Annotated in this window: 6 protein-coding genes; all 6 read right to left on the reverse strand. The window is 69.4% G+C overall.

Annotated elements, in window-relative coordinates:
- Position 1: 1 nt before the first annotated feature.
- The 6 genes from AC1Q6E_RS13595 to AC1Q6E_RS13620 all read right to left on the reverse strand — a co-directional run bounded on the left by AC1Q6E_RS13595 (position 2) and on the right by AC1Q6E_RS13620 (position 14,612).
- A complete protein-coding gene (locus tag AC1Q6E_RS13595) occupies positions 2-11,275 on the reverse strand; it encodes a filamentous hemagglutinin family protein (protein WP_492572928.1) in 11,274 nt (3,757 codons plus the stop codon).
- 86 nt (positions 11,276-11,361) lie between these two features.
- Complete coding sequence (locus AC1Q6E_RS13600; protein ID WP_492572929.1) at positions 11,362-12,363, reverse strand: FecR family protein; 1,002 nt, start codon at positions 12,361-12,363, stop codon at positions 11,362-11,364.
- A gap of 64 nt (positions 12,364-12,427) precedes the next feature.
- Entirely contained in the window at positions 12,428-12,949 is a 522-nt protein-coding gene (locus tag AC1Q6E_RS13605) for an RNA polymerase sigma factor (protein WP_152800104.1), read from the reverse strand.
- Position 12,950: 1 nt separating this feature from the next.
- Complete coding sequence (locus tag AC1Q6E_RS13610) at positions 12,951-13,673, reverse strand: TonB C-terminal domain-containing protein (RefSeq protein WP_152800102.1); 723 nt, start codon at positions 13,671-13,673, stop codon at positions 12,951-12,953.
- A 104-nt stretch (positions 13,674-13,777) separates the two neighbouring features.
- Positions 13,778-14,044, reverse strand: coding sequence for a hypothetical protein (locus AC1Q6E_RS13615; protein WP_152800100.1), 267 nt, complete (start codon positions 14,042-14,044; stop codon positions 13,778-13,780).
- Between the two features lie 43 nt (positions 14,045-14,087).
- On the reverse strand, positions 14,088-14,612 hold the full coding sequence (locus AC1Q6E_RS13620) for a YbjN domain-containing protein (RefSeq protein ID WP_152800099.1): 525 nt from the start codon (positions 14,610-14,612) through the stop codon (positions 14,088-14,090).
- Positions 14,613-14,614 lie beyond the last annotated feature (2 nt).

Genomic DNA, 14,614 nt, shown 5'->3' on the forward strand with positions numbered 1-14,614 from the left:
GCTACCTTTCCTTCGCCAGCAGGTTGCGCTCGGCCGGCGTCAGGCGGGCGAGCTGTCGCGCATCGAAATGGCGGCCGGCCCCCACCATCTGGACGTAGCTTGCCGGATCGCCGCCCCGGCCGCCGGCCGACGGCAGGTCGGTCATGGCGCCTTCCTGCCTGCCCCCGGCAGGCGCCGGCTCGCTGCCGAATCCCAGCACCCTCACAGTGAACACCGACGGCAGGCTGTTGCGCGTGGCCTTGCGCTCCTGCTGCAGCACATCCTGCGCCGCCGCGGCGGCCTGCGACGCCGCGGCGCTGGCCGCCGTCAACGCGCCGATATTGACCGCCGCCACCACCGGCAAGCCGGTGGCCTTGCCCTTGACCTGGATGTTCTCCGCGTTCAGCACATGCAGCGCGGCGATATTCAGGTTGCCCGCCACCCGTATGCCGGCGTCGCCGGCGTTGACGGTACCGACGGGAGCCACGAGATCGACGTCCCCGTCGCCCACGGTGCCGATACCGCTGCCGCTCATGTCCGAGCGTTCGCGAATCTCCGTATTGCCGTCGGTGTCGGTCACGATATCGGCCGACGAAGGGATCCTCACCGTCTTCGCCCCCCTGCCGGCGTCGACGTCCCCCACGGTGGACCAGACGATCTGGTCGCTGCCCTCGCGCGTGATCGCTGGCACGAATGACAGCAGCCGCGAGCGATTGACGACGACGTCGTCATGCGCGAAAACGTTGATGTGCCCCGAAGCCAGCGTCACCAGGCCGTAGCCGGCGGGCACGGTGGCGCCCAGCGCCGCCAGTTGCAGGCCGCCGCCCGGCGTCAGCACGTTGATATCGCCGCCGGCCATGGTGCGCAGCATCAGGTTGTTGGCGGCGATGTTTCCGCTCCACCCCGTTCCCGGGAACATCCGCTCGATGGCGGCATAGCCGCGGTTGTAGCCGCCATTGCGCGGCAGGCCGTTCTCGCCGGGAAAATTCTGGTCCCGGCCGGCATCGCGCAACTCCAGCAGCAGGACCTGCCGCAGGAATTGCTGCTGCGCCTGTTGCGCAAGCGTCTGGAAACGTTCCCAGGCCGCCAGCGGCGCCAATTCTTCGCCGGTCATGGCCTCCACGTACGACACCAGGCCCCGGCGCGTGGTCTTGCTCGTGCCATCGTCGCGCACTTCCGCGCCGTCGGTCAGATAGACGGGCAACAAGGTGCCGTCGTCGCCCGCTTGCCTCAGGTAGGCCGGCATGCCCGCCACGTTGGCCGGGTTCAGGTAGACGTCGGCGAAGGCTCCGTAGGCGACCTCGCCGTTGATGCCCGCCATCGCCGTGATGCCGGCGCCCTGCGCCGGCAATCCGTTGATGACGGAACTCGGCAAGGGACGGTTGTTGTCGTCGTACCGGCCGACGTTGCCCAGGCTCACGATGCGCAGCCGGTCGGCATAGATGTCGCGGCCCGCCGACAGCAGCAACGATCCGGGACCCTGGATATCGATATGGTTGAAATAGTCGGACCGCGGCGCCCCCACCTCCAGGATATCGTTGCCGGCTTCCAGCAGCGTCACGTCCGAAGGGCGCAGGTTGCGTGCCAGCAGGTCCAGGCCCCGGATGTCGCGGCCCGCGCGTACCCAGGTCTGTTCGTTGGCGATGAGCTTGAGCCCGTCGATGGAACCGCCGGCGTAGAGGCGGCTGGGCTCATGGTCGTCCATCAGCGGCAGTACCGCGGGATTGGCCGCGCTCGAGAAATAGGCCGAACCGATCGGCACGGACGCGGTACCGATCTCGTTGCGCAGCAGGATGGCCATGCTGCTGATCGAGTGTTCTCCGAAACCCACCGGCATGGCCGGCGATGGCACCATCGCCGCCGTGGCATAGGGCATGTACAGGCCCGGCTCGGCCAGTTGCAGTCGCATGCCGTCCCGCGCGTAGCGCGCGGCATCCGGCCGGCCGAAACGCAGGTCGGCCTGAGCGGCCACGGTGACATCGTTGGTATCACGGGAAGGCAGCACGTACAACGGCCCCTGGATCGCGATGCCGCCGTTCATCGCGATCGCTTTCAGGTGCGCGGGGTAGAGATTGCCGCCAAGGCCGATCAGATTGTCCTGATCGGTGGTGTAGCTCTCCAGGCGGACGTCGCGAAAGGCGTAGTCCGCCTGGTTGACCAGCGCGATATTGCCGCCCACCGATACCAGCTGCAGCGCGGTCCGGTCCGTATAGCCGCTCATGTAAGCGCCGCGCACGATGGACGGCAAGTCGCCGCTGCCATCGCTGCCGTAGCGCACCATCAAAGGGTCGATCACGGACTGCACGGCCATGTCGCCTTGCGTGCGCACGCTCAGCGTGGCGTCCCCGACCGCCAGCACGGGCGCCAGCGCAAACGCGTAGCTGCGGTCGCCGCCCCAGTCGCCGATGGTCACCGTGACGGCATTGCCGACCCCGGTTTCTCCGGCCCTGATGCGCCCTTCGCCGCGGGCCACGTAGTACTGGCCGCCCAGGATGGCGCCACCGGCTTCGATGGCAAAGGAGCCGCCATTGCGCGTCTCCATGATCTTTTCCTCGGTGGCAGTCCGGCCGCCGCGCATGCGCATGTTGGTCGGCAGCGCCACGACCAGATTGGCGAGGTCGCCGCCGGCATCGACCGAGACATTGCCACCGCCCAGGGCCCCCACGCCCTGCTCGAACATGCCGTAGTCTATCCACCAGCTCGACTGCTCGGCCGGCCGGCGGATGGGGCCGTAGCTGCCGTCGGGCAGCTCGCCGTACTCGCCGCCCAGGTAGTCGCCGAAGTAGTACTCGGCATTGACGGCGCCCTGGCGGTTCAGCCACTGGACGAAACGCTGGCCCGACGGCTCGGCCGACACGCTGCCCCGCGCGGCGATGTCCAGGTTGCCCCCTTCGATGCCGTAGACGGCGCCGGCGCGCGCCGTCGTGAAGTCGTCCCAGGTGGACGGGTCGCGGCGGCCGGCGGTGTAGATGACCGATTGCCGGTGGGCCAGGCGGATGTCGCGGCCGGCGCGCACCGTCAGGTCGCCGGTCCCGGTGCGCACCAGCTTGCCGGCGCCGTTGTCGCCCTCGCCCGGATCCGTGTCGGCGGTGCCGACGATGACCGATCCGCTGTCGGCCGCGATGAGCGCCTGCGGACGCAGCGCCAGTGTGTCGGCCGCCGACAAGTCGGCGCCGGCCACCAGGCTCAGGTTCCAGGCGTCCGTATCCTGCAGCGCGCCGTCGCGGCCGGCGCGGTCGAAGCCGTCGCTCAGGTGGCCGCCGATGACCAGATTGCCGCCAGCGCGCAAGGTCAGGCTGCCGCCCCGCGCGGCCGCGAAATCCTCGTACAGGTTCCAGTCGGTATCGAGCGCGAGGTCGCCGTCGGCGACGATTTCCACTCCCGCGGCAACCGTCCAGCCGCCAGCGCCGCCCAGCCGCGCCGCCATCGCATCACGATTCGACGCAAACGCCAGGGCTTCGTCGACCACCCGTTGCCTGACGGCGCCCACGGACGCGCTGTCGTAGCTGCGTGTCCCTTCGACCACGGCCGATCGCGCCCCGATCACGCGCGTGGCAAGCCGGTCCACGGCCAGGTCGAGATTGTCGGCGTGACGCCGGGCACGCACGAGCACCCTGCCACCCTGGCCTCCGGCCACGTCGATGAGGCCGCCGGCCAGGTCGGCCGTGCCGTCCACCGCGACGAGGGCCACGCGGCCGCTACCGATGGCTTCGGTCGCCCCCGCCAGCAGCTCGGCGCCGTCCCGCAACGCCACCCCGCCGCCGCCGATGATGCGGATGACTCCCCCATATCCCGCGCGGGCATCGACCGTACCGACCACATCGATCCTGCCGCGATCGGCGGACAGCGTGAACTGCTCCACCCGGGTGTGGCCATCGACCGTCACATCGCCATTGCGAATGCGGAAGTTGCGCGCCTGCAGGAAGCCGGCCTCGTTCAGGCGGGCGTTGAAGGCGCCGAAATCCGGCAATGCGTCAATATCCAGGGACAAGGATCCGGCCTGTCCATCTTCGCCTGCGTGGGCGCCGACGTCGCCGGCGAGCAGCACGCTGCCGCCGTTGCCTGCCGTCAAGGCCAGCGTGCCGGCGCTGCCGCCGCCGGGCTGGGCCGACAGATTCAGCGTGCTGCCGGCCTCGACCCGCACGCTGCCGTCGACCGCCGCGAGTTCGACACGGCCCGCGTCGGCGTATTCCGAAAGGTCGAAGAACTGCTTGGCAAAGCCCCCCACGTCGACAACGCCGCCGTCCACCAGCGTCACATCGCCCGCTGTCGCGGTAATGGACACCGTGCCGCCCAGCGCCTCGATCCGTCCGCCAACGCGTACGCTGCCGCCCGACAAGGCCAGGCGCGATCCCAGGCTGTCCTGCGACGCCTCGGTCCCGGGTGCGGCAGCCGCGGCGGACAAGACGTCGAGCCGGCCACGGGTGCGCAGCACCAGATTGGCCGCTCCGCTGCCGGTCAACACGGGCGCATCGAGCGCCAGGTCGGCGGCCCCGGCGTCGAGCACGCCCTGGCCCTGCCCCACGATGCGGTCGGCGGCAACCAGCGATACTCGGTCAAAGCCCGAGGCCCGCTTCTCGCCGGCACCCAGGACGATGGTGTCGGCGGCCAGCGTCAGGCTGGCCGCGCCCGCGCCCACCGGATCCGTCACCCCGCCGCTGTTGGCCAGGGTGACGCGGTTGCCACTCACGACGACATCGACGTCGCCGTAGCCCGCCAGGGCGCCGCCATCGAGCACGACGGCACGCAGACCGGCCGCCTCGAGGTTCACCGACTGATGGAAATCGAAGCTCGAATAGCTGCGTAGCGTGAGTTCCTCGGTGCGCGACAACTGCGTCAATGCGCCGGCCTCGAGCAGCAGCCCCTCGCCCGAGCCGCCAAAACCGATGCGGCCGGAGGATACGGAAAGACTCCTGGCGCCGAGCATGGCGGATCCGGCCATGTCGGTCGTGCGCGTGGCGTCGATCAACAACGCGCCCGAAGCCTGCAGCCGGGCCTGCTCGCCTATGCTGACCTGGCCGCCCAGGCTCGTATCGACGCCGCGCCGCACCACCCGCGCCGCGTCGCCGCTGGCCACGCGGATCAAGGTTCCCCAATCGCGCTCGGGGGCAAGCAATGTATCGTCGGCGGGATCGCCGGGCGTGCCGTTGTCGTTGTACTGGGCGGCCTGCCGCGGAGCGACGATCAGGTCGCTGGCCGGCGCCGGGCCGCCGCTCGCCTCGATCACGCTGCCGGCGTCGATGCGGAGCAGGTCGCTGGCGGCGAGGATGATCTCCGGCGCCTCGAGGGCCGAGCCCGCATCGTTGCGCACGACGATGTTGCTCGCCGTCACGTCCACCGCCAGGCCCAGCGGATCACCCCGTCGCGTACCGCCTATCAGCACGCTGCCGGCCTCGAATCCGCTCAGGTCCTGGGCATCGATCATCAGGAAGCCCTGGCCGATCAGGTCCGACGCATCGAGGCCGGCGCCGACGATGGCGATCTTGTCGCCCGTGATGTCGACCAGGCCGCCGCGCCCGCCCACGGCTGCGCGGGACCGCAGTTCGCCGTCCAGCGTCAACGCCTGCCCGGCACTGAACACGGCGGCGCCGCCGTCGCGCGGCAGGCGCGGCGTCACGATGTCCTGGCCGGTCAGGCGGTACCGGGTCAGCTTGAAGGCGTCGGACGAGAAAAAGTCATTCGCCATCGCTTCGTTGTATTCGGTGTAGCGCCGGACGGTCTGGCCGGACAGCACGCGCCACGCCGAGGCTTGTGCATCCTGCGTGCCGCCGTAGGCGCTGCCGCGCCATCCCGGCATGACGAGGCTGCCGTCCGCCGCAGCGACGGACTCTGCCGCGATCCCCGTCCACGAGCGGCTCGTCGCTTGCACCGCGAAGGCGCCGGGCAACAACGCATAGCGCGCCGGCAGCAACGTGTACCAGCCCGCCGCCAGGCCATCGCCGCCGGCCAGCCATACCCGGTCGCCAGCCGCGGCGCCAGCTCCCAGCGCGGGCCCCTGGTAGCCTGGCAAGATGGCGTACATGCCGGGCTGGGTCAGGATGTCGTGGGAACCGCCAGGGCCGGGCACGAATTCCCAGGCGTACAGATCGCCACCACCGGCGATGTCCACCACCGCGCCGTCCGCCATCGCGACGTCGGGCGCCTTGAGCTCGATGCGCTTCTCGGGCGGAGCCGTCAACAAGCCCTGGGTCGGGTCGCTCTCGTCGATGACGACCTGCGCCGGGTCCCGCCAGTGCTCGTTGTTGCGCAGCACTCCGTACGGCACGATGACGCCCTCGCCCGATACCGACGTCGAACTGCCGGCCCCCAGGACCAGGCGCTCGGACGCCTCCAGCACGATCTGGCCGTGCGGCGCGCGCAGTACCCCGAACTGCTCGATCACGGGCGCCTGCAGGGTCAGGGATCCGCCCGCAGACAGAGGCGGCGCCACCTGGCCCAGCGGTTCGACGCGCAGGAGATCGCCCGCTCGGATACTGGCCTTGGCCGCCATCGCGGGATACACCTGCCCGGCCTCGATCACCAGTTCGCCATCGACGCCGAGGGTGACCGACTCGCCCGCCAGGCGCCCCAGCCGAAGGTGGTCCGCACGCATCTGGGTCTGCTGGAAACCGCCAATGCGGCCGCCCCAGCCTGACTCCGCGATATTGCCGTGGACCTCCAGCACCCCCGCGTCCACCACCAGTTTTCCTGCCAGCGCGACGTCCCCGGCCCGCAGCGGGGCGCCGTCGGCCCGTGCCCCGGCCAGCGTGATGACCGGCGCGGCAAGACGGGACGCGGCCTGGCCATGCTGCACGATCTGGCCATCAAAGGAGATCGACCGCCCCAGCGACAGCGAGGCGCCGTCGAGCCGGATCGGTGTGGCGCCGCCGCCCAGGGCCAGGTCGGCGAACCCGCCGTCGGCCATGGCGCCGGGCCGGAACACCATGGCGTAGTCTTGCGTTGGCTCCTGGAAGATCTCGCGCAGCGCGTCGGTGTAGATCATGTAGTCCCGGAACAGGTCCAGCACCTCGGGCGTCAGGCCGAATTCGGCCGGATCGCGCGGCAGCTTGGGCTCGGTGCTGCCCGGTGCGCTGTCCGATACGATGAAGCGGTTGCCGCCGCTCGCCATGGTTATCAGTTCGACCGGCAGGATCACGGGCGTCTCGACCGGAATACCCCAGAAGTCTCTGAAGAAAGGCTGCCAATCCACACCCAGCGCTTCCTTCCAGTCTCCCGTCCCGCACACGCCGTCGCCGGCGATCCCATAGCAATCGGGATCCATGGACATCAAGGTCTGCTGCACCTGCTCCGCTGGCGAGCCGTTCGGGTCCACCAACGGCGGAGCGAAAGCGACGTCCAGGCGCGCGCCTGCCGCACCAACGCCTCCGGCGTGGCCGCGCAGCCGGCCTTCCACCACTCCGCTGCCGTGGATCGAGATCGCCCCGCCATCGCTGGCCAGCGTCACGACAGGACGGGCGGCGAACGCGGTGCCCCCTGCCCCGGGCACCCCATCGATGCGGCCCGATGTCCCGGACACGTCGATCAGCGAGCCCGCGCGCAAGTGCAGGCTCCCGGCGGCCAATACCACGCTGCCGCCCGCCAGGACGCGGCCTGTCCGCACTCCCTGCGCGTTCTCGTACGTCGCATCGACACCACGGGCCAACAGTTGCGCCCCCTCGTCCAACACGATACGGCTGGCGTCGATATCGATCGCGCCCGCAGGCGCCTCGAGCGTCCCGCGCAGGTCGACCAGGCCATTGCCCCCACGGGCCAGGAACGCCATACGGCCGCCTGCGTCGGTACGGAGCACCGCCCCTGCTCCGACCGAGATCTCGCCCGCCTCGACGGCCAGGCGGGGGACCCGCCACGCCATCCCTTGCTCCGGACGCAGCCTGCCTGTCCGGCCCGTCTGCGCGGTATCCGCGCCGGTGGGCACCTGCGCTGCGGCGATGCCGCTCAGATCGATGCTGTATGTCTCCTGGACGATCGATACGCCTTCCGGCACGAACACGCGATGTCCACCCGCATTGAGGATCAGCTCGCCGAAACCGCGATCCGCATACAGCGACGGCGGCAGCACGATCCCGCCGTCCACGGACACGCCCCCCAGTTGCACGTCGGCCGCGACGTCGAGCCTCAGGCTCGCACCCGCGCCTGGAGCCAGCCCATTCAGTTCCAGGCCCGCGAGGCCGCTGGCGGTATCGATGCCGCCCAGCAGAATGCTGCCGCCGTCGCCGAACTGGAGTGCCGGCCTGCCGCTACCGTTGCGATGGACCCTTGCCCCGCCCGTGACGTCGAGCGTAGCGCCGGTCTCGGCGATCAGGCGGCCTTCGCCGGGGTTGGTTTGCAGGATGGCGATACGTCCGGCGTCGATGGCCCAAGGGTACCCGGCCTGCCCGTCGTGCCAGCCGTTGACCCAGGACCCGCCGGCATCCAGGCGACTGGCCGCGCCCAGTAGGACATCGCCGCCCTGGGGCTCCAGCTGGATGACGCCGCCCGGGGCATGGATACTTCCTTGCACGGCGATGTCGATGCCGGCGTTCTCCACCGCAAGAAAATTGAACCGCGTCCCGGGGAAAAGATCCAGGACTGCGTCCCTGACGATGGCCGAATCGTCGGTGGCATACAGATTGATGGTGCCCAGGCCCGAACGGTTCAGCATGCCGTCGGCAAGATAGGTGTGCTTTTCGAACGACGTGCCGTCGGACGCCTCGGAAAGCGGGCGCTGGGCGACATACCAGTCGTCCGGAATCGCCGTGTCGGCGCGGAAGTCCGCGCCCAGTTGCAACGGCGTGGGCGTGACGATGATATGGCCGGGAGACCAGGTCGTGTCGGTAAACGCGCCGCCACCCACGGTAAGCGTGCCGCCGGGCTGGGCCGGCCGCTGCGGATCGCGCTCGCCCCGTTGCACGCCCGCCCAGATGTCGCCCTCCATCACGATGGCCGCGCCGGCATTGACCTGGATGGCACCCGCGGTGCGTCCCTCCAGGTAACCCGGTTCGTAGTGATCAGCGCCCATCACCGCGCTCTTCCAGGTCTGCGACACGCCCCAGCGGTCATGCCGCAGCTCGTACCTGCCGGCGATGCCCACATAGATCATGTCGGGGCTGGCCTGGGCGACGGGATAGATCCGGCCATCGATGCCGAGCAGCTTGGTCGCGTTGTTCATGCCGCCCGTGTAGCGCACCGAGCCGCCAGAGATATCCAGCAGCGAACCCGGGCGCATGATCACATCGCCGCCCTCGGTCACCAGCGAAATACTGCCACCGCCGGTGGAAATTTCGGCCAGGTCGGTCTTGCCCACGCCCACCCAGCCCGTGACGTCGCCCAGCGGCGTACCGACCCAGGCGCCGGGCACATAGCCGCCCTGGCCGTCCGGCACCCACTGCACGCCCGCCATCGGGCCATCGCCATACACGCCGGCCGCGCGGCGGTCGATGACGATCTTCTTTCCGCGCAGCCACGAGTCGCGCAGCAAGGGCGAATCGCGCAACTCGTTGATGCGCAGCTCGGCCTCGATGAAGTTGCGCGACATCGCCACCTCGACCTCCTGCAGGCCCGCCACGCTGAGGAACGCGTCCTGGTCCAGGTAGATGCGGCTGCCGTCGGGCGCGGTGCCGGGCAGGTCCGACTCCTGGATCGTGAAGGCGCTGGCGGCCGATTGCAGGTCGATGATGCCGGCCGGCACGCGCACGGTGGCCTGCGACTGCACATCGACCAGCTTGCCGTACAGGCGAACGCTGCCGGGCGCATACCGGGTTGCCAGCGCCGACGTCTCGATCTCCTCGGTGTCGGCGGCATCCGGCATGACCACCGTCACGCTGCCCGGGGCAAGCGTCAGTGTGCCCGACGACCAGTTGCGCAATTGCTTGACGCTGTCGGCGAAGGCGTGCGTGCCCTGTCCCCAGGCGCGCAGCAAGATCGAGCCGTTGCGGTTGTTCAACGCCGTCGTGGCCGACAATACGCCACGCTGTTCGACATTCATCGACTGCATCGTGATGTTGCCGCGCGCCGACTCGGCGACTCCCGTGTTCACCGCCTCGTAGCCGATCTCGGCGGCGCGGGCATCCATGATGGCGATGACCTCGCCCGCCGCCGCCGCGCCGCTGCCCAGGCCGTATACGCCCTCGCGAATCTGGTGGTAGCTGAAATGCTTGGGCGCGGGCGCGGCGACCGCCACGTCCAGCCCTCGCACCTCGGGCGGCCCGCTCAGGCTGGTCTGGTTCTCCGCCGTCTTCAGGAAGACGTTCTCGCCAGCCGCCATGATGATCTGGCCCTCGGGCGCGGACAGGTGGCCGGCGTTGCGCACCTTGGGCGCGAACAGCATCAGCTTGCCCCCGGCATCCACGTCGAGACGGGCCCCCGCCTGCACCTCCACGGCGCCGGGTGCCGCGCCGGGCGTGTACCGCTCCGGGCCGAACAGAGGCAGGTAGGTCTCGCCATAGTCGCCGAAGGTCGGAATGGCGTAGTCGGTGCCTGCCTGCCCCGGATAGTACGAAGGCGAATTGATTCCCTTGTTGAACTGCGCATCGGTCAATCTCAGGCTGGAGGCCACCAGGCTGCGCGTATCGACCTGGCTGCTGCCGGTGAAGACGATGCCGTTGCGGTTGACGATGTAGACCGCGCCGTCGGCCTGGATCCGGCCGGCGATCTGGCTCGGACGGCCGGACGGATCGTTGACCCGGTTCAGCGCGATCCAGTGGTTGCTGCCATCGGCGGTGTTGGTGCCCGCACGCTGGTCGAAGTTCACCGTGGTGTCGCGACCGACATGGAACGTCTCCCAATTGAGTATCGCCTTCTCGGCGGTCTGCTCGATCGTCACGGTGGTCTTGCCGCCACCGCTGGACTGTACCGGCGCCTTGGCGTGCAGCCAGCCCGCCGTCAGGGAATTCGTATCGACCTGCAGGCCACCTTCGGCCAGGCCATCCGGTATCGGCGACTGCCCGTTCCGAGCTGCCAGCCGCGCGGCCGCCTGGGCCGCCTGATGGGCAGCGATGGACTGTGCCGCCTGGTTCAGGTTGCGGATGGAGCGCTGGACCTGCTCGTTGGCCCGGACCTGGTAGCCCGCCGGATCGGTCAACAAAGACGCGGGCCGGCCATCGGGCAGGCGCCCGGTCGCCGCGGCGGTGTTCTGCGCGGCGCCTTTGGCGCTGAACCAGGCCGCACTGAAAGCCTGCTGCGCCTGGGCGCCCGTGGCCAGGCCCCCTGTCGCCAGCATCAGCGCCAGCGCGCGCGCCACGGGGGCCAAGCACAGTCCGGCGCCGAAGGGGTCGGCATGGGCGGCACGGGAAACTGTGGCGCGTACGCGTTTTTCCATTTGAATCTCTCGCTCGAGTAACGAAGTCTGTTACTCATAGAGACGCGCACCGCCCGACGAATCCCCGAATTAAATTTCGGTGTCGTTCAGCTCAGGAGGACAATCCCGCCGGGCAACGCACGCGCGGTCAATGCGAACGAATGCTGGATCTGCAGCAATGCGGCATCCAGCGCCTTGATCGAAAACCGGCCGCTGACCGCACTGTCGTCCAGGCCGCCGGCCAACAGCACGACGCGGCCGGCGCGGTAGCGATTGATCTCGGCGATGACATCGGCGAGCCGGTCCCGCCGGAATACGAGCATGCCCTGCCGCCAGGCGAGAGCATCCTCGCGCGTGACGGGTGCGATATCCGCCAATTGCCGGCCGTCGTACGAGACCTGCTGGCGGGCCGCCAGCACGCGTACCCCGGCCGGGTGCTCGACGCGCACCGTGCCGGCCAGGCAGGTCACGCACGAGCGTCCTTCCGTAAGCTTGACCTGGAAGCTGCCGGCGCGGCCCACGCTGGTGCCGGCCCCGGCCCGCACCAGGAACGGCGCGCCCGCCGCGTCCAGGTCGACGGCTATTTCGCCTTCGAGCACTTCCATGCCTGCGGGCTGCCCCCCGGCCGCCTGCCGGCGAACCCGGGTCCGCGTGTTCAACACGATATCGACGTGGTCGGCCACCGCGACGTGCCGCTGCTCGCCCGGCCCGGTATCGAAATCCGCGCCCCACTGGTCCATGGCCGGCCACAGGCCGAATGGCGGCTGGACCACGACGGCAACCGCCCCGGCCACCGCGCCCGCAGCCACGCCGAAGAACGCCCGGCGGCCCGCCGGCGTGGCCGCCGCCCGTGGCCTGCCGCGGCGTCCGCCAAGCGCGGTATCCCCGGCAAGCACCTGCCCGATCGCCGGTCTCATCAGTTGCCACTCGCGCCGGGCTTGGGCGAAAGCCTCCCCATGCCGGTCACTGCTACACCTCCAGCGGTTGAAGGCAAGCGCGTCCCACTGGCTGACCTGCCCGGACATGAGCAGGCGCACCCAGGCCCGCGCTTGCTTGCGCAGCATCTCGTCGGATTCGGGCCCCGCGGGGGGCGCAGGCAAGACCGTCATCGGCTCGACCTTTCCAGGCTGGTAATGAAGAGACGTACCGGCACCGCCAGATCCCCAAGATTTTTCATCGCTCGCCGCGCCCTGTCCGCGCCATGCAATAGTCGTGCGCCTTTTTCAATTCGTACTCCACGGCACGCAAGGAGATGCCCAGCCGCCTGGCCACCTCTGCCTGGGGCAATCCCTCCCAGCGGACCAGGATCAACACCTGGCGGCAGCGCTCGGGCATGCGCTCGATCGCCCTGGCCAGGGCCTGGACCTGGGCCCGGTCCTCGGCGGTTTGCGCGGGCCCCGGGGCCGGGTCGGGCAATTCGGCCAGGGATTCGATCTCGTCGGCGGAAAGCATGCGGGTCTGCGCACGTTGGGCATCCACCGCCGCGTTCACCGCCATGCGCAGCAAATACGAATAGGGGCTGGCGATCAGCGTGTCCCGCTCGTCCTGGACCTGCAACCGCAGCCAGGTATCCTGCAAGGCCTCTCCGGCCAGATCGGCATTGCCCAGCCTGCGTATGAGCTGTTGCTTGAGGTCGTTGTAGCGCTGCACCAGAAGCGACCGGAGCAGTGGCCGCGCATCGCCCTTCTGCGTCATGCTAGTGCCCTCGCGCCGGACAGTCCCGGCCGGCGATGTCCGTGCGCGGCAGGACGATCAGCGTCAAGGGTTGCGGTACGCCGTTAGGTGGCGCGAACCGGGTATGCGCGATGGCCCGCAGCACGGCCGCGTCGCGTTCGCCTTTGCCTGTCGTGCCGAGCAGCCGGACCTCGGCACGGCCGTCGCCGGCCACGGAAATCCGCAACAGGGCTCGATACCCGCCCGGTCGCGTCAAGCTGTCGCCGCACAACGCATCCATGATTCTTGCCTGTGCCATGCCCCCGTATCGGTCGATAGCCTGCGGCGACGCCCTTTCTCCTTCCCCCGGCGCGGGCTTGAGTACGAACGCATCGACCATCCCGCTACCGACGTCATCGGCGACCAGGCCCGTTCCCGCCAGCATCAGGTCGAGCGCCTCGCGCCCCGTATGCATGCCATCGACGCGCGCCGACATCCTACCGGCGACCAAGATATCGCGGAACAGCACAGGACGTCCCGCCATCCGGGCATAGGCGTCCAGCGCCGCGGCCAGCGGCTGCGCGGGCAGGTCGAACGAAACTCGGGCGTCCTGCGGCACGGCCGCCGGAGGCGGTGCCTGCGCCAATACAGGCGCCGCCAGGCCCAGGGGCCAATGAAGCGCGGCCACCAACCGCAGCGCGGCGCTTGCCTTGTCCGTAACGTGGAAGGACCGATGCGTACATGTTGCCAGGAGATGAACGGACAAACCCTGCACTCCAATCCGGGGTGCGGGGATCGTAGTCGCGCTCTATGACGGCGATATGAAATATGACGTTTTCATGAAAACCGGCAATGCCGCCGGCTCCGGCATTAGCGCTGCTTCGCTCCGCCGTCGTTGCCTCCCGATCCGCGTTTGTTCGACTTGTACGCGCGGCACGCCGCCTGGAGTTCCGCGCCGGATATGCCAAGTTCCGCCATGGATTCCGCCAGCATCCGCAGCAGCCGTTCGCGCTGCCGCACACGCGCGGTCTCCACTCGCCGCGTGCGCTCAAGCTGGCGCGCCGTCGCGTTCAGCCGCCGCTGGATGGCTTCCTGCACGGCGCCTTCGGCGTCATGGGTGACTGCCGTCTCCTGCATAGGTTTCTCCCGTGTCACCGAGCGATCCGGCGGCCGCGGATCGTCAAGCCGTCACGGCGGCAGGCTCGCTCCCGGCCTGCTCGACCTGTTCGCCTTCCACCGCCCGGGCGCCTTCGGCCGCGCGGAAGTTGCGCAGGTACAGGAAGAACTGCCCCATCATCTGCGTCCAGATCTGCGCCGCCACGACCAGATGGCTGGGCGAGACGCCGCCGGCCGCCACCACGTCCATCTCCAGCACGACGAAATCGCCATGCTGGGAGACACGCGCGAAACGCTTGGTGCGATGCCATTCAGTCAACAGGCCTGCCGGCAGCTCGCCGCCCTGTATCCGCAGCGGGCAGCTGAACGTGAAGTCGGCATACTCGTCCTTGGCCTGGGCATTGCCCCAGAGCACCTGGAAGCCGACGCCGTGGCTGGCGCTGTGCAGGCGGACCACGCCGTCCTGTTCGATCGGGGTCACGGCGCAACCGGCCGCCTTGATGGCTTCGGCCACCTGGTCTGCGCCGACGAAGGTCAGCATCTGTGCCGCGATGGTTTCCACGGCGGCTTGGTTGTCGTTCTTGCTCATGT

This window comes from Pigmentiphaga sp. MLSB6-MA01 (assembly GCF_058793475.1).

Bases quoted from the DNA above. Each gene is read 5' to 3' on its own strand.
- AC1Q6E_RS13595 (WP_492572928.1), bottom strand. From the start codon at position 11,275: ATGGAAAAACGCGTACGCGCCACAGTTTCCCGTGCCGCCCATGCCGAC.
- AC1Q6E_RS13600 (WP_492572929.1), bottom strand. From the start codon at position 12,363: ATGACGGTCTTGCCTGCGCCCCCCGCGGGGCCCGAATCCGACGAGATG.
- AC1Q6E_RS13605 (WP_152800104.1), bottom strand. From the start codon at position 12,949: ATGACGCAGAAGGGCGATGCGCGGCCACTGCTCCGGTCGCTTCTGGTG.
- AC1Q6E_RS13615 (WP_152800100.1), bottom strand. From the start codon at position 14,044: ATGCAGGAGACGGCAGTCACCCATGACGCCGAAGGCGCCGTGCAGGAA.
- AC1Q6E_RS13620 (WP_152800099.1), bottom strand. From the start codon at position 14,612: ATGAGCAAGAACGACAACCAAGCCGCCGTGGAAACCATCGCGGCACAG.